The 17,377-nt window shown below is 69.0% G+C and carries 17 protein-coding genes; 9 read left to right on the top strand and 8 right to left on the bottom strand.

The annotated features are described in order from the left end of the window. Nucleotides 1–6: 6 nt before the first annotated feature. On the top strand, nucleotides 7–1,062 hold the full coding sequence (locus ACFV6H_RS33795; protein ID WP_385550077.1) for an SAM-dependent methyltransferase: 1,056 nt from the start codon (nucleotides 7–9) through the stop codon (nucleotides 1,060–1,062). A gap of 13 nt (nucleotides 1,063–1,075) precedes the next feature. Beyond that, nucleotides 1,076–2,227, top strand: a complete 1,152-nt coding sequence (locus tag ACFV6H_RS33790) for an NADH-quinone oxidoreductase subunit D (RefSeq protein ID WP_093599976.1) — start codon at nucleotides 1,076–1,078, stop codon at nucleotides 2,225–2,227. A 42-nt stretch (nucleotides 2,228–2,269) separates the two neighbouring features. On the opposite strand, the gene ACFV6H_RS33785 is transcribed toward ACFV6H_RS33790, so the two are convergent. The 4 genes from ACFV6H_RS33785 to ACFV6H_RS33770 form a co-directional block, all read right to left on the bottom strand. After that, a complete protein-coding gene (locus ACFV6H_RS33785; RefSeq protein ID WP_385550074.1) occupies nucleotides 2,270–3,448 on the bottom strand; it encodes a hypothetical protein in 1,179 nt (392 codons plus the stop codon). 165 nt (nucleotides 3,449–3,613) lie between these two features. Continuing rightward, a complete protein-coding gene (locus tag ACFV6H_RS33780) occupies nucleotides 3,614–4,609 on the bottom strand; it encodes an ABC transporter substrate-binding protein (protein WP_385550071.1) in 996 nt (331 codons plus the stop codon). Nucleotides 4,610–4,647: 38 nt separating this feature from the next. Continuing rightward, nucleotides 4,648–5,403, bottom strand: coding sequence for an ABC transporter permease (locus ACFV6H_RS33775; protein WP_385550068.1), 756 nt, complete (start codon nucleotides 5,401–5,403; stop codon nucleotides 4,648–4,650). A gap of 2 nt (nucleotides 5,404–5,405) precedes the next feature. Further along, nucleotides 5,406–6,131 carry an ABC transporter permease gene (locus ACFV6H_RS33770; protein ID WP_384984093.1) on the bottom strand — a complete coding sequence of 242 codons (726 nt, stop codon included), beginning with the start codon at nucleotides 6,129–6,131 and terminating at the stop codon, nucleotides 5,406–5,408. 169 nt (nucleotides 6,132–6,300) lie between these two features. Between ACFV6H_RS33770 and ACFV6H_RS33765 the strand changes: the two genes are divergently transcribed. Beyond that, nucleotides 6,301–7,476: an ABC transporter ATP-binding protein gene (locus tag ACFV6H_RS33765; protein WP_384783417.1), complete on the top strand. Its 1,176-nt coding sequence runs from the start codon at nucleotides 6,301–6,303 to the stop codon at nucleotides 7,474–7,476. Here the strand turns inward: ACFV6H_RS33765 and ACFV6H_RS33760 are convergent. Beyond that, entirely contained in the window at nucleotides 7,463–8,575 is a 1,113-nt protein-coding gene (locus ACFV6H_RS33760) for an esterase family protein (RefSeq protein ID WP_093598748.1), read from the bottom strand. The genes ACFV6H_RS33765 and ACFV6H_RS33760 overlap by 14 nt on opposite strands. 147 nt (nucleotides 8,576–8,722) lie before the next feature. On the opposite strand from ACFV6H_RS33760, the gene ACFV6H_RS33755 reads away from it, so the two are divergent. The 6 genes from ACFV6H_RS33755 (at nucleotide 8,723) to ACFV6H_RS33730 (ending at nucleotide 13,717) form a co-directional block, all read left to right on the top strand. Continuing rightward, complete coding sequence (locus ACFV6H_RS33755; RefSeq protein WP_385550063.1) at nucleotides 8,723–10,639, top strand: phosphatidylglycerol lysyltransferase domain-containing protein; 1,917 nt, start codon at nucleotides 8,723–8,725, stop codon at nucleotides 10,637–10,639. Between the two features lie 81 nt (nucleotides 10,640–10,720). Then, entirely contained in the window at nucleotides 10,721–11,584 is an 864-nt protein-coding gene (gene folP, locus ACFV6H_RS33750) for a dihydropteroate synthase (RefSeq protein WP_385550060.1), read from the top strand. After that, a complete protein-coding gene (locus tag ACFV6H_RS33745; protein WP_384783423.1) occupies nucleotides 11,581–12,036 on the top strand; it encodes a nuclear transport factor 2 family protein in 456 nt (151 codons plus the stop codon). The genes folP and ACFV6H_RS33745 overlap by 4 nt, the downstream gene beginning before the upstream one ends. Nucleotides 12,037–12,193: 157 nt before the next feature. Next, on the top strand, nucleotides 12,194–12,553 hold the full coding sequence (gene folB, locus ACFV6H_RS33740; RefSeq protein WP_093596224.1) for a dihydroneopterin aldolase: 360 nt from the start codon (nucleotides 12,194–12,196) through the stop codon (nucleotides 12,551–12,553). Beyond that, entirely contained in the window at nucleotides 12,550–13,164 is a 615-nt protein-coding gene (folK, locus tag ACFV6H_RS33735) for a 2-amino-4-hydroxy-6-hydroxymethyldihydropteridine diphosphokinase (RefSeq protein ID WP_385550056.1), read from the top strand. Before folB ends, folK begins: the two co-directional genes overlap by 4 nt. Before the next feature lie 49 nt (nucleotides 13,165–13,213). Further along, nucleotides 13,214–13,717 carry a DUF3180 domain-containing protein gene (locus ACFV6H_RS33730; RefSeq protein ID WP_093596218.1) on the top strand — a complete coding sequence of 168 codons (504 nt, stop codon included), beginning with the start codon at nucleotides 13,214–13,216 and terminating at the stop codon, nucleotides 13,715–13,717. Nucleotides 13,718–13,787: 70 nt separating this feature from the next. Here the strand turns inward: ACFV6H_RS33730 and folE are convergent, their stop codons facing one another. The 3 genes from folE to hpt form a co-directional block, all read right to left on the bottom strand. Then, entirely contained in the window at nucleotides 13,788–14,393 is a 606-nt protein-coding gene (gene folE / locus ACFV6H_RS33725) for a GTP cyclohydrolase I FolE (protein ID WP_093596214.1), read from the bottom strand. Nucleotides 14,394–14,507: 114 nt separating this feature from the next. Then, entirely contained in the window at nucleotides 14,508–16,535 is a 2,028-nt protein-coding gene (ftsH, locus tag ACFV6H_RS33720) for an ATP-dependent zinc metalloprotease FtsH (RefSeq protein WP_384984082.1), read from the bottom strand. Between the two features lie 235 nt (nucleotides 16,536–16,770). After that, nucleotides 16,771–17,325 carry a hypoxanthine phosphoribosyltransferase gene (gene hpt, locus ACFV6H_RS33715; RefSeq protein ID WP_093596208.1) on the bottom strand — a complete coding sequence of 185 codons (555 nt, stop codon included), beginning with the start codon at nucleotides 17,323–17,325 and terminating at the stop codon, nucleotides 16,771–16,773. Nucleotides 17,326–17,377 lie beyond the last annotated feature (52 nt).

Here is a 17,377-nt window from a genome sequence, read left to right as displayed (position 1 = left end):
CGCGGCATGTCGCGGGAGGTTCGCGGCATACGGTACGGGCCCGGGCCGCGGCGCTGGCGCGTGGCCGCCGAGGACGCGCTGTACGGTCCCGGCGGCTTCTATCTGCGGCCCGAGGGACCGGCCGGGCACTTCCGTACCTCGGTGCACGCCTCGCCGCTCTTCGCCGCCGCCGTCGCCCGGCTGCTCATGGCGACCGCCGAGCGGCTCGGTACGGCGGACGAGATCGCGCTCGTCGACATCGGCGCGGGCCGCGGTGAGCTGCTGACCGGAATCCTGGCCGCGCTTCCCGCCGGGCTCGCGGTACGGCCGTACGCCGTGGAGCGCGCGCCGCGTCCCGTGGGCCTGGATCCGCGTATCGAGTGGTGCGCCGAGCCGCCGACCGGGATCAGCGGGCTGGTCTTCGCGAACGAGTGGCTGGACAACGTCCCTGTCGACATCGCGGAGACCGGTGCCGACGGAACCGTACGGTATGTCCTGGTACGGCCGGACGGTACCGAGGAGCCGGGCGAGCCGGTCGCCGGTCCCGACACGGAGTGGCTGGCCCGCTGGTGGCCGTCGGCCGGGCCGGGCGGCCGGGCCGAGATCGGCCTTCCGCGCGACGAGGCGTGGGCGGCGGCCGTCGCCACGCTGGAGCGAGGGCTCGCGGTCGCCGTGGACTACGCGCATGTACGGGACGCCCGGCCGCCGTTCGGTACCCTGACCGGCTTCCGCGCGGGCCGCGAGGTGCCTCCCGTACCGGACGGGAGCTGCGATCTCACCGCCCATGTGGCGCTGGACGCCTGCGCGCTGCCCGGCGCCGTGCTGCTCGGCCAGCGCGAGGCGCTGCGCGGGCTCGGTGTGAGCGGCGCCCGGCCGCCGCTGGCCCTGGCCGGCACCGATCCGGCCGCGTACGTACGGGCCCTCGCGGCGGCCGGTGAGGCGGCGGAGCTGACGGCGCGCGGCGGTCTCGGGGACTTCGGCTGGCTGATCCAGCCCGTCGGCATCGAACCGCCCGGCCTCGCCGCCGACGGGCCCTCGGCCACCGCTCCGACGGGACGGGCCGGTCCGCCTGAGACCGTCTGAGAGACTGTCGCCCATGACGGAGACCACCCGGACGACGGTCGGCATCGGCGGCGCCGCGGAGAGCACCGACATGGTGCTCAACATCGGCCCGCAGCATCCCTCGACACACGGTGTGCTCCGCCTGCGGCTGGTGCTCGACGGCGAGGTGATCCGCAGCGCGGAGCCGGTCATCGGCTATATGCACCGCGGCGCGGAGAAGCTCTTCGAGGTGCGCGACTACCGGCAGGTCGTGGTGCTCGCCAACCGCCACGACTGGCTCTCGGCGTTCTCCAACGAGCTGGGCGTGGTGATGGCCGTCGAGCGGATGCTCGGTATGGAGGTGCCCGAGCGCGCCGTCTGGACCAGGACGCTGCTGGCCGAGCTGAACCGCGTACTGAACCACCTCATGTTCATCGGCTCGTATCCGCTCGAACTGGGCGGTATCACTCCGGTGTTCTATGCCTTCCGGGAGCGCGAGGAGCTCCAGGCCGTGATGGAGGAGGTCTCCGGCGGCCGGATGCACTACATGTTCAACCGGGTCGGCGGTCTCAAGGAGGATCTTCCGGCGGGCTGGCTGGGCCGGGCCAGGCACGCGGTCGCCGAGGTCCGCTCGCGGATGGACGTGTACGACCGGCTGGTCCTCGGCAACGAGATCTTCCGCGGCCGTACCCACGGTGTCGGAGTGCTGTCGCAAGAGGCGGTCCACGCGTACGGCGTGTCCGGGCCGATCGCGCGTGCCTCGGGCGTCGACTTCGATCTGCGCAGGGACGAGCCGTATCTCGCGTACGGCGAACTCCAGGACACGCTCACGGTCGTCACCCGCGAGGACGGCGACTGTCTGGCCCGGTTCGAATGCCTGCTGGAGCAGACGCACAACGCGCTGGCCCTGGCGGACGCCTGTCTGGACCGGATCGCGGAGCTGCCGCCGGGACCGATCAACCAGCGGCTGCCCAAGGTGCTCAAAGCGCCCGAGGGACACACCTACGCCTGGACCGAGAATCCGCTCGGGATCAACGGCTACTACCTGGTGTCGAAGGGCGAGAAGACTCCGTACCGGCTCAAGCTCCGCTCGGCTTCCTTCAACAACATCCAGGCGCTGACCGAACTGCTGCCCGGGACGCAGGTCGCGGACATGGTGGCGATCCTGGGATCGCTCTTCTTCGTCGTCGGCGACATCGACAAGTAGAGCGCGGGCGCTTCCGCCCGCGCTCCACCTCGGGAACAGCGATCAGGAGCTGACCGCGTTGCGCAGCGAGCCGAGTTCGAGCGGCTCGGTCTCGTCGTGCTCGGTCAGATCGATGACCTGGCCGACGGCGCGCTCCTCGGTCCCGCGCCGCTCGGCGAGGGCCTCCTCGCCCACCACATCGGCGAGATCCTCGGCCTCCACGGACTCCGTGGCGTCCGTGGCCTCCACGGCCTCCGTACGCGCCGACTCTGCGGCCGGCGCGGGCCCTTCGGCGTCGGCCGTGGACTCCGCGTCGCCCGTCGACTCCACCGTCTTCTTGTGCTGGCCGCCGCCGTCGCGCCCGCCACGAGCGCCCGGCGCGCTCTGTGTGTGCCCGTGTCCGTGTCCGGCCTGCGTACCGAAGAAGTCGAAACCGCCCTCGGGCCTGCGCACCGGGCCGCGCTGCGGCGAGTACGGCACGATCGCGGACGGAGTCGCCGTCCTGGTGGCGGGCAGCGTGGACGCCGAGCGGCTGTGCTGCTCGGTCCCGGCCTCCGGAGTCTCGTTCCGCCGCGGCTCCGCCTGCTCCGCGTCCATGGCCTGCTCTACGACCCGCGCGGCGGCCTGCTCGACTGATTCGCGCTCGCGGGCCGCCGCCGCGTCGGCCTCTTGCCTCGCCCGCTGGGCCGCGCCGTTGCGCGACAGCTCGTCCAGGGCCCGCGCCGCGCTGAGATACGCCGCCGCGATGGACGTACCGCCCGCCGCCGGCAGGGCCTTGGGCGCGACCGCCGCCTCGATGGCGAGCTGACGCCGGCCTTCCAGCGCGGTGGCGCGCTCGGTCTCCGCCGTGGCGTACCGGCGCAGCAGCGCCGCGTGCTCACCGCGCAGCTTGGCCAGCTCGACCCGCTTGGAGCGCAGCTTGGCCTCCAGCTTGAGACGCAGCTCGCGCGCCTCCTCGACATCGGCCTCCAGCTCGGCCGTGCGCTCCTCGGTCCGCCACTGGTCGCTCTCCCGCGCGCGCGTCAGCTCGGCGACCCGGCGGCCGGCGGAGCGGTCCCAGCCGCGCATCAGGACCGCGCCGCTGACGGCCGCGGCGGCCGTGGCCACGACCAGACCGCGAAGCACCACGGGCTCTGTGAAGAACCAGGTGCCCGCGGCGCAGAGAACCGCGGCTCCGGCGACCGCCGACGGCGGCAGAAGCTTGTGGAGAGGTGGGGAATGGCGGTGGCGTCCACGTGGCATGGCCTGAAATTTACCGTGTGCGGAGACGGATTGGGGGGCCGGTCGAACAATCGGCCCAACCGCGTTTACGCGGAGGGCCGATCCCTTTCCCCTCTTTCCTCTACAGAACTCCGTTTTGCCTGCCGTCACTTACCTCCCGGCGGCCTCGCGACCGCCGTTCCGCGGCTACTTCTTGACCAGACCTTTGGACTCCAGATACTCCTTGGCGACATCCTCCGGCTTCGCGCGCTCGGCATCGACCTTGAGGTTCAACTGCGCGAGATCGTCGGTCGTCAGCGCGGCGGTCAGCTTGCTCAGGACATCGGCTATCTCCTGTGAACCCGCGTCCTTGGCATTGACCACCGGCAGTACGTTGTCGGCGTTCTGGAGCTTCTTGTCGTCCTCCAGCACGACCAGTCCGAAACTGTCGAGCGTGCCGTCGGTGGTGGAGCTGAGAACCACCTGGTCCACACCGTCCTTGACGGCCTGCTTGGACTGCGGAGTGCCGACGCCCTTGGGATCGATCCCGGCGACATCGATGCCGTACGTCTTCTTCAGGCCCGGCGCGCAGAACGGCCGCACCTCGCACTCGTCGCCCGCCGCGATCTTCACTTTGATCTTGGACTTTCCAAGATCGGAAAGAGTCTTGAGGCTGTTCTTCTCGGCGAATTCCTTGGTGACCGCGAAGGCATTCTGGTCGACGGCCTGGCCGACCGGCAGCACCTTCAGTCCGAGCGGCTCGGCGAGCTTCTCCAGCTCGGCGACGGTGGCGTCCGCGTCGCTGGAGGCGAGCGGCTTCGCCAGGGCCGCGTCGGCGCCGTTCACCTTGGCGTTGAGGAATTCCGTGATCGTCGCCGCGTATTCCGGTACGACGTCGATCTCGCCCTTCTCCAGGGACGGTTCGTACAGCTCACGGTTCTTCACCGTGGTCACGGAGGTCGAGTAGCCGGCGTCGCCCAGGATCTGGGCGTACAGCTCCGCCAGCACCTTGGACTCCGTGAAGGCCGCCGCGCCGATGACGAGCGAGCCCTTCTTCCCGGAGCCGGAGCCGGAGCCGGCATCGGCCGTGGAGCCGGAGCCCGCCTTGTCGTTCTCCAGGCTGTCGCCGCCGCATGCGGCGAGCGATGTGGTCAGAGCCACCGCTCCCAGTACCGCACCCGCGATGCGCGAGGTCTTGCTCATGAGGTTCACCATTCTCCAAGAAGCCTTGAGGTCGGTCGTCACGCGGTCGTGCGGGACGGAGTCCTGTCGCCGGAGGATCGGGACGGTCCGGCGGGCCCGGAAGGCCCGGCCGGTCCTGAGGGTCCGGTGGCGAAGGACGGAGCCGGGTCGATCACCCGGTCCAGTGCCACCAGCACGCCTTCGACAAGCAGCGCGAGCAGCGCGACGAGGAGTGCGCCCGCGACCACCTGCGGGGTGTTGTACGTGTTGAAGCCGGCGGTGATGATCCGGCCGAGCCCGCCCTGACCGACCATCGCCGCGATGGTGGCGGTGGCCACCACCTGAACGGAGGCGGACCGCAGCCCGGTCATGATCAGCGGGTACGCGAGCGGCAGCTCCACCCGGGCGAAGAGCTGACGCCCGGACATCCCCATCCCCCGGGCGGCCTCGACAACCGCGCTGTCCACCTCCCGCATCCCGACATAGGCGTTGGTCAGCAGCGGCGGCACGGCGAAGAGCACCAGGGCGATGACCGTGGGCACCGAGCCCGCGTTGCGCAGCGGCGAGACCATGAACAGGGCGAGCACGGCGAAGACGGGAATCGCCCGGCCCACATTGGAGATATTGATCGCGAGCGCGCCGCCCTTGCCGATATGCCCGAGATACAGCGCCAGCGGCAGGGCTATCGCACAGGCCAGCGCCAGCGAGACGCCGCTGACATAGATGTGCTCCTCCAGCCGGTGCCACACACCGCTGTCGCCCTCCCAGTTGGCGCCGGTCGTCAGCCAGCTCCAGGCGTCTCCGAGAACACCCATGGTCAGCCCACCGCCTTGACCAGCGGACTGCCCGCGTCGGCCGTGGGCGCCGTACGCGCCGTCCGTATTCGGGTCCAGGGCGTCAGCAGCCGCTGCGCGCCGAGCAGCAGCAGATCGGCCACGACCGCCAGCAGCACACAGAGCACGGACGCCGTCAGCACCTGGGCCTTGAAGAAGCTCGGCAGCGCGTCCTCGATCAGATTGCCCAGACCGCCTCTGCCGACGATCGAACCGACCGTGGTCAGCGCGATGGTCGAGACCGTGGCTATCCGGAGACCGGCCATCAGCGCGGGCAGCGCCAGCGGCAGCTCGACCTCCCAGAGCATCCGCCCAGGGCCGTATCCCATCCCGCGGGCCGCCTCCCGTGCCTCTTCGGGCACCGAATCCAGCCCCGCCATGATGTTCCGCACGAGAATGGTCAGTGAATAGAGCACCAGCCCGGTGATCACCAGACCGGCGGAGAGCCCGAAGACCGGAAGCAGCAGCGAGAACATCGCCAGCGAGGGAATCGTGTAGAGCAGAGTCGTCAGCCCCAGCACCGGTCCGGCGAAAGAGGGCCTGCTCCGCGCGAGCAGCGCCAGCGGAAAGGCCACCAGCAGTCCGATCACGACGGAAACAGCGGTGATCCACACATGCTGGACCGTGGCATCGATCAGCTCCTGACTGCGGGAGCGGAGATATTCCCCACAGATCCAGTCGTTCGCCGCCAGGCAGCTCTGCGTCTTCAAGCGTTCCACCTCCCCCGTCTGTCCGGCCTTGTCTGCTCGGCCCTGTCCATCCGAACGTATGGCTGGTTCCTACTGTCTGGCGACCTTATCCCCGACCACTGACATTCGCGGAAGCCCGCCACATTCCAGCAACATGGCCTTCACACAACACGCCGCACAATGGGGAACCATGATCCGATTCGAGCATGTCACCAAGCGGTACGCGGACGGCACCACCGCCGTCGACGACCTCTCCTTCGAGGTCTCCCAGGGCGAACTGATCACGCTCGTCGGACCTTCGGGCTGTGGCAAGACCACCACCATGAAAATGGTCAACCGGCTCATCGAACCGACCGAGGGACGGATATTCCTCGACGGGGACGACATATCAGCCATCGACCCGGTCCAGCTCAGGCGCCGTATCGGCTATGTCATCCAGCAGGTCGGCCTCTTCCCGCACAAGACGGTCCTGGAGAACACCGCGACCGTTCCGCATCTCCTCGGCTGGCAGCGCGCCAAGGGCCGCCGCCGCGCCGCCGAGCTCCTCGATCTGGTCGGCCTCGACCCGTCCGTCTACGGCGACCGCTACCCGGAGCAGCTCTCCGGCGGCCAGCGCCAGCGCGTCGGTGTGGCCCGCGCCCTGGCCGCCGATCCGCCCGTCCTGCTGATGGACGAGCCGTTCGGCGCGGTCGATCCCGTCGTACGCGACCATCTCCAGAGCGAGTTCCTCAAGCTCCAGGCGGCCGTCCGCAAGACTGTGCTGTTCGTCACGCACGACATCGAGGAGGCCGTCCGTCTCGGCGACCGTATCGCCGTCTACGGGCAGGGCAGGATCGAACAGTTCGACGCGCCCGCCGCCGTGCTCGGCACTCCCGCCACGCCGTATGTCGCGGACTTCGTCGGCGCCGACCGCGGTCTCAAGCGGCTCTCCGTCACACCCATCGAGGAGGGCGATCTGGAGCAGCCGCCCGTCCTCCATCTCGACGATCCGCTCCGGCGTGCCGCGGCGAAGCTCGCCGAGGAGGGCGCGCGGTGGGCCGTCGTCCTGGACTCGGACGACAATCTGCACGGCTGGATCTCCACCGACCGGACCGGCTCGTCGGCAAGCGGGACCGTACGGGAACACGCCCGCCGGATGGACGCGTGGCTGCCGCTCGGCGCCTCGCTCAAGCAGGCGTTCGCCACGATGCTCCAGCACGACGCCGGATGGATCGCGGTCATCGACAAGGAGGAGACGGGACGTTTCCTCGGCGTCCTCACACCCGCGCGGCTGCACGAGGCACTACGCCGCTCCATCGACGCGGACGCGCAGGACATCCCCCGTACCGAGGTGGAGCTGGAGACGATCAGCCTCAGTCGGCGCTGAGCCGGCCGCTCATCCACTCCAGCGCCGACGGGATCTCCCTGCGCCAGGTGTTGAAGTTGTGCGCGCCGCTGTCGAGGATGATCGACGACACCTGCGCGGGCGGTCTGACCTTGCTGATGAACTCCCGGGTGGCCCGGAGATTGCGCTCGCCCTTCCGGGAACTGGTGACGAGCAGGGACGAGTTGCCCTGCGGCAGATGCTCCAGACTCCAGAGCAGATCGGCCCGGTTCCTCAGCCGCTGGTCGCCGTGGAAGAGATCGCCGGTGGTCGGGTCCTCCGCCGCCTTGTAGTCCGCGGAGAGTCCCGCGCCCACCGAGTACCGCTCCGGATGGTGCAGAGCGATCTTCAGCGCGCAGTAGCCGCCGGTGGAGTTGCCGATGATGCCCCAGTTGCGCGGCTCGCTCTTGACGCGGTACGTCCGTGACACCGCCAGCGGCAGATCCCTGGCGAAGAAGGTCTCGGTCTGCGGACCGCCCGGCACATCCACGCATTCGGTGTCCCTCGGCGGCGCCACGGTGGGCCGCAGCATCACCAGGACCATCGGCTGCATCTTGTTCTTCCTGGCCAGCTCCCAGGCGGTCCTCGGATAGTTCAGTCCTTTGATCAGATTCTCCGCGACCCCGGGATAGCCGGTGAGCACCACCGTGGCCGGGAAGGACAGCCGCGAGAAGTGATGCTGGAAGTACTCGGGCGGCAGATAGACATACGCGGTGCTGTCGATCCCGGACCTCGGGCCGCCGATGGCGATCTTCTGGATCTGGCCGGCCACCGTGGGCTGCTTGCTGCCCGGCACGGGCGAGCGCTGGGTGTCCATCACCGTGATGTTCTTGCCGTTGCCCGCCCGGCCGACGACCGCTCCCAGCTCCTGCTCCTGGCCGAAGAGGTCCCGCCAGGAGCCGTAGAAGAGGAAGTACTGGTTCGCCACCAGTCCGACGGCCATGAAGAGCGTCACCTGAGTGGCGAACAGCAGACCCACACGGCCGAACACGGCACGCGGAGTACGCGCCGACAGCCGCGGCCACAGCCAGACCGTGGCGAAGAACAGCAGCACGGCCAGCAGGACGGCCAGGGCGAGGACTTTACGGCTGGTAAGACCCATGTCCACCGAGCTTTCTCCCGTGAGATTTTCCCGAACGCGGAGGAACCCTCCTCCCGAAAGCTCCGTCCTAGAGGGCGCGAAATGTCCGGTGCCGCACAGAAGAGGCGGACACGGACACCACACTCTCTCGCGGAGCCACGGGAAGCGATGTCTGTGACGCTAGATGGGGACAAATCGGAATCGGCTCCGACTCGGCCGCGGCACACTCCGGCGATACCCGCCGATCGGCTGACGGGCCGTCCGCTCCACGACGCACCACGCCTGTTCCAGCGCGTACCACGGCTGTTCCGCCGTGCGCCACAGCTGTTCCGAGGCCCGCGTCCCGAGTCCGTTCCCGCGCATGTCGGCACCGCCTGCGCGCTCATCGGTCTCGTCGACATCGCCGCCGGAGTCTTCCCTCGCTTCCGCCACAGCAGGATGCACAGCTTCGCGGAGGTGCTCCCGGGCGCCCTCGGCCCGTTCGCCGCCGCGCTCTCCCTGAGCGTCGGCGTCCTTCTGCTGCTGCTCGCCCATGGCCTCAAACGGCGTAAGCGACGCGCCTGGCGGGCCGCCGTCGTACTGCTGCCCGCGGGCGCCGTGTCCCAGTTCGGCTACCGGCACTCGTTCGTCGGCGCCCTGCTCCCGATCGTCCTGTTCACTCTTCTGCTACGGCACCGCGGCGAGTTCGCGGCCCTGCCCGATCCGCGCAGCCGCTGGAAGGCCCTGGCGAACTTCATCCTGATGGGTGCCGGCTCCATCGGCCTCGGACTGATCATCGTCAGCGCCCATCCGCACCGGACCCTGGGCAGCCCCGGTCTGACGGACCGCCTCGAACATGTGCTGTACGGCCTGTTCGGCATGCAGGGCCCCGTCGACTACACCGGCAGCGTCGACTGGACCGTCGGCTACTCGCTCGGCGCACTCGGCCTGCTCACCGCGCTCACCACCGTCTACTTCGCCTTCCGCCCGGAACATCCGGCCGCGCGTCTGACCGAGGAGGACGAACAGCGGCTGCGCGCCCTGCTCGCGCGCCACGGCCACCGCGACTCCCTCGGCCACTTCGCGCTCCGCCGCGACAAGGGCGTCGTCTTCTCGCCCAGCGGCAAGGCCGCCGTCTGCTACCGCGTCGTCTCCGGAGTGATGCTCGCCAGCGGCGATCCCATCGGCGATGTCGAGGCCTGGCCGGGCGCCATCGAACGCTTCATGGACGAGGCCAAGGCCCACTCCTGGACACCCGCCGTCATGGGATGCAGCGAGACCGGCGGCGAGGTCTGGACCCGGGAGACCGGACTCGACGCGCTGGAGCTGGGCGACGAGGCGGTGGTGGACGTAGCGGATTTCTCCCTGCACGGACGCTCCATGCGGAACGTACGCCAGATGGTCAAGCGCATCGAGCGCGCCGGCTACGAAACGCGGGTACGGCGCGTCCGTGATCTCTCCGAAGCGGAGCTGGCCCGGATCCGCGGCGCCGCCGACGACTGGCGCGGCACCGACACCGAGCGCGGCTTCTCCATGGCTCTCGGCCGGATCGGCGACCCGGCGGACGGCGACTCGGTGATCGCCACCGCGCACCGGCCGTACGGTCCTGACGCGCCCGCGCCAGGACCGCACGGCGATCTCCGGGCCGTTCTGCACTTCGTGCCCTGGGGTACGGACGGCATGTCCCTCGATCTGATGCGCCGCGACCGCACCGCCGACCCGGGCATGAACGAACTGCTGATCGTCGCCGCGCTGCGGGCCGCGCCTGGACTGGGCGTGGCGCGCGTCTCCCTCAACTTCGCCATGTTCCGCTCGGCGCTCGCCCGTGGCGAGCGGCTCGGCGCGGGACCGGTGCTGCGCGGCTGGCGCGGTCTGCTCGTCTTTCTCTCCCGCTGGTTCCAGATCGAGTCGCTGTACCGCTTCAACGCCAAGTTCCAGCCACGCTGGGAACCTCGGTATGTCGTCTTCCGCTCCACCGGCGAGCTGCCCAGGATCGGCTTCGCCGCGATGCGGGCGGAGGGCTTTGTGACGATCGCCCTGCCACGCCCTCTGCGCCATCTGAACCGCGACCGCCGCCGCCCGTGCGCCCACACCACGCCCGTCTGAACCTTCGCCCGGACCTTCGCCGCCCGAGCCTCCCGGACCGGGGCCCGGGAAGATCCGCCGGGCACCCCCTAGGGTGGGCATATGAGTACGTTGCGTGGACGGGGCACCGTCGAGGGCCTGCCGGGGTGGGACCGCTGCGCGGTCATGGGCGTCGTCAATGTGACGCCCGACTCCTTCTCCGACGGCGGTCGCTGGTTCGACACCACCGCCGCCGTCAAGCACGGCCTCGATCTGGTCGCCGAGGGCGCCGATCTGGTCGACGTCGGCGGCGAGTCGACCCGGCCCGGCGCCACCCGGGTCGACGAGGACGAGGAGCTGAGGCGCGTCGTACCGGTCGTACGCGGCCTGGCGGCCGAGGGCGTCACCGTCTCCGTCGACACCATGCGCGCCTCCGTCGCCGAACAGGCCGTCGCGGCCGGCGCCGTCCTCGTCAACGACGTCAGCGGCGGACTCGCCGACCCGGCCATGGTGCCCGTGGTCGCCGCCGCCCGGGTGCCCTTCGTGGTGATGCACTGGCGCGGCTTCAGCCAGAGCATGAACAGCCGCGCCGTTTATACGGATGTCGTCGCGGAGGTCGTCACCGAGCTGCGCGCACGGATGGACGCGGTGATCGCCGGCGGTATCGGCCCCGAGTACCTCGTCATCGATCCCGGCCTCGGCTTCGCCAAACAGGCCGAACACGATCTGGCGCTCCTCGCCCATCTGCCGGAGCTGCGCTCCCTGGGCCGTCCGCTGCTGGTCGCCGCCTCCCGCAAGCGGTTCCTCGGCCGTGTTCTCGCCGGCGGCGAAGGCGCACCGCCGCCCGCCCGTGAACGCGACGCGGCCACCGCGGCCGTCTCCGCCATCGCCGCACACCAGGGCGCCTGGGCGGTCCGGGTCCATGAGGTACGGGCGACGGCCGACGCGGTCCGCGTGGCCCGCGCGGTCGAGGGCGCCGCCCGGTGACCGCCCTCACGGACAACGAGCAGGTCGAGCAGGCCAACACGACCTTCTACGAGGCCATGGAGCGCGGCGACCTCGACTCACTGTCCGGGCTCTGGCTGGACAACGACGACGAGATCTCCTGTGTCCACCCGGGCTGGCCGGTCCTGACCGGCCGCGGCGACGTACTGCGCTCGTACGCCCTGATCATGGCGAACACCGAGTACATCCAGTTCTTCCTCACCGATGTCACGGTCTCCGTCGCCGCCGACACCGCCCTGGTGACCTGCACCGAGAACATTCTCAGCGGCGGCCCGGCCGAGGAGAGCGGTGAGCTGGGACCGCTCGTCGGCCAGCTCGTCGTCGCCACGAACGTGTTCCGGCGTACGCCAGAGGGCTGGAAGCTCTGGTCGCACCACGGTTCACCTGTTCTGACCGAAACCGATGACGAACCGGACGACGAGACACCCGCCTGAGTGGGTAGGCGAGCCCTGTGACACACCGCCCTGTGACACACCGCCCGTCCCCCGCGAGGGAACGGTGTCGGCGCCCGCGGGTAGATTCAAACGAGGGCACGGTGCCGCCCTTGACCGGACAGGTGCCCCGAGACCAACGACAGCAGGAGTGATTCGCGTGGATCGTGTCGCGCTGCGCGGCCTCAAGGCCCGTGGGCACCATGGCGTCTTCCCCCGGGAGCGTGAAGAGGGACAGACCTTCATCGTGGATCTGGTGCTCGGCCTGGACACCCGCCCTGCCGCCGCCGCCGACGACCTGGCGAAGACCGTGCACTACGGGATCGTGGCCGAGGAGGTCGTGGAGATCGTCCGGGGAGAGCCGGTCGATCTGATCGAGACTCTCGCCGAGCGCATCGCCCAGCGGTGTCTGAAGCACGACGGCGTCCAGGAGGTCGAGGTGATCGTCCACAAGCCCGACGCCCCGATCACCGTCCCCTTCGACGATGTGACCATCACCATCACCCGGAGCCGAGTATGAACCTGTTCTCAGCCGATGGGCCGCAGAGCGACCCGACCGTACAGCCGGTACCCGCCTCCGTGGTCGCGCAGGTGGACGCGGCGGACACCACGCTCTCCAATCCGAAACGGGCCGTGGTCTCCCTCGGCTCCAATCTCGGCAACCGGCTGGAGACGCTCCAGGGCGCCATCGACGCACTGGAGGACACGCCCGGACTGCGCGTCAAGGCGGTCTCCCCGGTGTACGAGACCGAGCCCTGGGGCGTCGAACCGGGCTCCCAGCCCACGTACTTCAACGCGGTGGTCGTGATCAGGACGACACTGCCGCCGTCGTCCCTGCTGGAGCGCGGCCAGGCCATCGAGGAGGCCTTCGACCGGGTACGCGACGAGCGGTGGGGCCCGCGCACCATCGATGTGGACATCCTCGCGTACGCGGATGTCGTCTCGGACGATCCGCAGCTCACCCTTCCCCATCCCCGGGCCCATGAACGGGCCTTCGTCCTCGCGCCGTGGCTCGACGTGGAGCCGGAGGCACAGGTGCCGGGCCATGGCGCGGTCGCCGAGCTGCTCTTGTCGGTCGGCCGCGGCGGAGTGCGGCCCAGGGACGATCTGGAACTCCGCCTGCCTGAGTAGTCGTTAGGCTCAGCGGGTCGGTACGGCAAGGCGAAGGGCGGCTCTCTCGGTGAAGCAGTTGCGGATCGGCGTCCTGGCCGGCCTGTTCGTGGTGGCCGGTGTGCTCTCCTGGGCCGGGGCCCGTCTCTGGGACTCGTTCGGCACGCTGCCGAGCGTGCCGCTCGCGGCACCCATCGTCCTCGCCGTGATCGCCGTCGTGCTCACCGCGACCGCGCTCTCCCTGCGCTCGCGGCTACGCGCCCAGCGCGAGCGGCGCCCGGACGCCAAGGGCGTCGATCCTCTGATGGCGGCCCGCGCGGTGGTCTTCGGCCAGGCCAGCGCCCTGGTGGCGGCCCTGGTCTCCGGAATCTACGGCGGTACGGGCGTCTATCTGCTCGGCCATCTCGACATTCCCGCCCGCCGCGACCAGGCCATCTACGCCGGCTTCTCCGTACTGGCGGGCCTCGCGGTGATCATCGCGGCCTTCTTCCTGGAGCGCGTGTGCAAACTCCCGGAGGGCCCGGACGACAACGACCACGACAAACACGGCACGGCGCCCGCGGGCCCGGTCTGACCTGCAAGGTCCGACCTGCCCGGTCCGACCTGCCGCCCGGTCCATCGGTCGGCGGCTGGAGCCGGGCCGGTCAGCGGGCCATGATCAGGCTCATCGCCTCGGCCCTGGTCGCGGGAACGCGCAACTGACCACGGACCGCCGAAGTGATCGTCTTCGCGCCAGGCTTGCGCACTCCGCGCATGGTCATGCACATGTGCTCGCACTCGATGACCACGATCACACCGCGCGGATCCAGGATCTCCATCAGCGAGTCGGCGATCTGTGTCGTCAGCCGCTCCTGGACCTGCGGCCGGCGGGCATAGACATCCACCAGCCGGGCCAGCTTCGACAGGCCCGTGATCTTCCCGTCCGCCGAAGGGATATAGCCGACATGGGCGACACCCACGAACGGGACAAGATGATGTTCACATGAAGACATCACTTCGATGTCCTTCACGAGCACCATCTCGTCATGGCCGAGATCGAATGTCGTCGTCAGCACATCCTCAGGTGTCTGCCAGAGTCCCGCGAATATCTCCTTGTACGCCCGTGCCACCCGGCCCGGAGTCGCACGCAGGCCCTCGCGGTCCGGGTCTTCTCCGACTGCGATCAGCAGCTCACGCACCGCATTCTCGGCCCGCTTCTCGTCGAATTCGCGGATGGGGCTCGCGCCCTCCAGCGTCACCGGGTCGGTCATGTGTGCCTCGTTCCTGTGCCGTCCTTGGTGGGCGGGCATAAGAATGCCGCGCTCCCACAGGCTAAAACCTGGGGGGCGCGGCATCCATTCCGGGCCAGATGGAGAGGTCCGGGATCAGCTCTCCGGGCGCTCCTCGGGGAGGGCCTCGGTGGAGTTGTCGCCGTTGGTCCCGGCGGGCATTCCGCCGTTCGCACCGGCCGCGCCATTGGTCAGCGCCAGCTCCTTCGGCGAGAGCACCGGCGGACGCGTCGAAGGCGTACGACGCGAGGAGCCGGTCCAGGCCGGGCGGGCCGGGCGCTTCACGACGGTCGCGAAGACCTCGGCGATCTGGTCCTTGTTGAGCGTCTCCTTCTCCAGGAGCGCGAGAACCAGATTGTCGAGAACGTCGCGGTTCTCGACGAGGATCTCCCAGGCCTCGTTGTGCGCGGTCTCGATGAGCTTCTTGACCTCTTCGTCGACCAGCGCCGCGACCTCTTCCGAGTAGTCGCGCTGATGCGCCATCTCCCGGCCGAGGAACGGCTCCGTGTTGTCGCCGCCGAACTTGATCGCGCCGAGCCGCTCGGTCATGCCGTACTGCGTGACCATCGCACGGGCCGTGGTCGTGGCCTTCTCGATGTCATTGGCCGCGCCGGTGGTCGGGTCGTGGAAGACCAGCTCCTCGGCCGCCCGCCCGCCCAGCATGTAGGCGAGCTGGTCGAGCATCTCGTTGCGCGTGGTCGAGTACTTGTCCTCGTCGGGCAGGACCATGGTGTAGCCCAGGGCCCGTCCTCGGGACAGGATTGTGATCTTGTGCACCGGGTCGGAGTTCGGAGACGCCGCGGCGACCAGGGCGTGTCCGCCCTCGTGGTACGCGGTGATCTTCTTCTCCTTCTCGGACATGATCCGGGTCCGCTTCTGCGGGCCCGCCACGACGCGGTCGATCGCCTCGTCCAGAGCGTGGTTGTCGACCAGCTTCTTGTCGCCGCGCGCCGTCAGGAGCGCCGCTTCATTCAGCACGTTCGCCAGATCCGCGCCGGTGAAGCCGGGCGTACGACGGGCGACCGCGCCCAGATCGACGTCCGGTGCGACCGGCTTGCCCTTCTGATGGACCTTGAGGATCTCCAGCCGGCCCTGCATGTCCGGACGGTCGACGGCGATCTGCCGGTCGAAGCGGCCGGGACGCAGCAGCGCCGGGTCGAGGATGTCGGGCCGGTTCGTGGCGGCGATCAGGATGACGCCGCCCTTCACATCGAAGCCGTCCATCTCGACAAGGAGCTGGTTCAGAGTCTGCTCGCGCTCGTCGTGTCCGCCGCCCAGGCCGGCGCCGCGGTGCCGGCCGACGGCGTCGATCTCGTCCACGAAGACGATCGCCGGAGCGTTCGCCTTGGCCTGCTCGAAGAGGTCGCGCACCCGGGAGGCACCGACACCGACGAACATCTCCACGAAGTCGGAGCCGGAGATCGAGTAGAACGGCACACCGGCCTCACCCGCGACGGCGCGGGCGAGCAGCGTCTTGCCCGTACCGGGCGGGCCGTAGAGCAGCACACCCTTCGGGATCTTGGCGCCGACCGCCTGGAACTTCGCCGGCTCCTGGAGGAACTCCTTGATCTCGTGGAGCTCCTCGACCGCCTCGTCGGATCCCGCCACATCGGCGAAGGTCGTCTTCGGGGTGTCCTTGGTGATGAGCTTGGCCTTGGACTTCCCGAACTGCATGACCCGGGAGCCGCCGCCCTGCATCTGATTCATCAGGAACAGGAAGACCACGACGATCAGGACGAAGGGCAGCAGAGACAGCAGCACCGAGACGAACGGGCTCTGCTTCGAGGGCGAGACCGTATAGCCCTTGCTGATGTCGCCGTTCTGGAACTTGGTCTGAAGGGTGCCCGCCAGCGCGGATCCCTGGCTGCCGATATAGCTGGCCTGGATCTTGTCGCTGCCCTTGACCTTCACACCGTTCTTGAGGTCGACCTTGATGATCTGTTCGTCGCCGGTGGTCAGTTTGACCTGCTCGGCCTGGTTCTTGTCGATCGCCTGGACAACTTCACCGGTGTCCACCGTCTTGTAGCCGCCCGACGAGCCGACGACCTGCATCAACACGACCACGGCGAGGACGGCCAGCACGATCCACATGACCGGCCCACGGAAGTATCGCTTCACGTCCATCCATACGGAGCGAAGTCGCCCCGTCCCTCCTGCCCGTAGGTAAATGCTGCTGTGAGAAAAGACTGTTCTTCGGACGGTACCCCAGCATTGTGGCCCGCGATGGCACGGGACGGCTGACAAACCCGTCTTCCCATGCTCCAACGGCGCGAGATGCGCTGGGGTTCCCGGCGGCTACGGAGCCTTTCCGTGCCGGACGGGATCCGGACCGGATCCGGCCTGATCCGAAAGACCGGTCCTAGCCGCCGTAGACATGCGGTGCGAGTGTGCCGACAAAAGGCATGTTGCGGTACTTCTCCGAGTAATCCAGGCCATATCCGACGACAAACTCATTGGGAATGTCGAAGCCGATCCATTTCACATCGATCGCGACCTTCGCGGCATCCGGCTTGCGGAGCAGAGTGCACACCTCCAGCGAGGCGGGCTCCCGTGAACCGAGGTTGGAGAGCAGCCACGACAGCGTCAGACCCGAGTCGATGATGTCCTCGACGATCAGGACGTGCTTGCCCTTGATGTCGGTGTCCAGGTCCTTGAGGATCCGGACCACACCGGAGGACTGGGTGCCGGCTCCGTAGGAGGAGACGGCCATCCAGTCCATCGTCACAGGGGTGGACAGCGTGCGCGCCAGATCCGCCATGACCATCACGGCGCCCTTGAGGACCCCGACGAGAAGCAGATCCTTGCCTGCGTACTCCGCGTCGATCTTCGCGGCCAGATCGGCCAGCTTCGCGTCGATCTCTTTCTTGGTGATGAGCACCGACTGGAGGTCGTTGCCCAAGTCCTTGTCGTCCACCCGTATCACTTTCGTTGTCGGCCGGGGGTCCGGGACTCACGCCCCGGGAGAC

This window comes from Streptomyces sp. NPDC059743 (assembly GCF_042732975.1).
GTDB lineage: Bacteria > Actinomycetota > Actinomycetes > Streptomycetales > Streptomycetaceae > Streptomyces.
Note: the sequence above shows the minus strand (reverse complement) of the source record. Positions and strands in the feature narration are given on the sequence as shown.

What these genes read in the sequence shown, in the direction of transcription:
- ACFV6H_RS33795 (WP_385550077.1), top strand. Translation starts at nt 7, where the DNA reads ATGTCGCGGGAGGTTCGCGGCATACGGTACGGGCCCGGGCCGCGGCGC.
- ACFV6H_RS33790 (WP_093599976.1), top strand. Translation starts at nt 1,076, where the DNA reads ATGACGGAGACCACCCGGACGACGGTCGGCATCGGCGGCGCCGCGGAG.
- ACFV6H_RS33785 (WP_385550074.1), bottom strand. Translation starts at nt 3,448, where the DNA reads ATGCCACGTGGACGCCACCGCCATTCCCCACCTCTCCACAAGCTTCTG.
- ACFV6H_RS33780 (WP_385550071.1), bottom strand. Translation starts at nt 4,609, where the DNA reads ATGAGCAAGACCTCGCGCATCGCGGGTGCGGTACTGGGAGCGGTGGCT.
- ACFV6H_RS33775 (WP_385550068.1), bottom strand. Translation starts at nt 5,403, where the DNA reads ATGGGTGTTCTCGGAGACGCCTGGAGCTGGCTGACGACCGGCGCCAAC.
- ACFV6H_RS33765 (WP_384783417.1), top strand. Translation starts at nt 6,301, where the DNA reads ATGATCCGATTCGAGCATGTCACCAAGCGGTACGCGGACGGCACCACC.
- ACFV6H_RS33760 (WP_093598748.1), bottom strand. Translation starts at nt 8,575, where the DNA reads ATGGGTCTTACCAGCCGTAAAGTCCTCGCCCTGGCCGTCCTGCTGGCC.
- ACFV6H_RS33755 (WP_385550063.1), top strand. Translation starts at nt 8,723, where the DNA reads ATGTCTGTGACGCTAGATGGGGACAAATCGGAATCGGCTCCGACTCGG.
- folP (WP_385550060.1), top strand. Translation starts at nt 10,721, where the DNA reads ATGAGTACGTTGCGTGGACGGGGCACCGTCGAGGGCCTGCCGGGGTGG.
- folK (WP_385550056.1), top strand. Translation starts at nt 12,550, where the DNA reads ATGAACCTGTTCTCAGCCGATGGGCCGCAGAGCGACCCGACCGTACAG.
- folE (WP_093596214.1), bottom strand. Translation starts at nt 14,393, where the DNA reads ATGACCGACCCGGTGACGCTGGAGGGCGCGAGCCCCATCCGCGAATTC.
- ftsH (WP_384984082.1), bottom strand. Translation starts at nt 16,535, where the DNA reads ATGGACGTGAAGCGATACTTCCGTGGGCCGGTCATGTGGATCGTGCTG.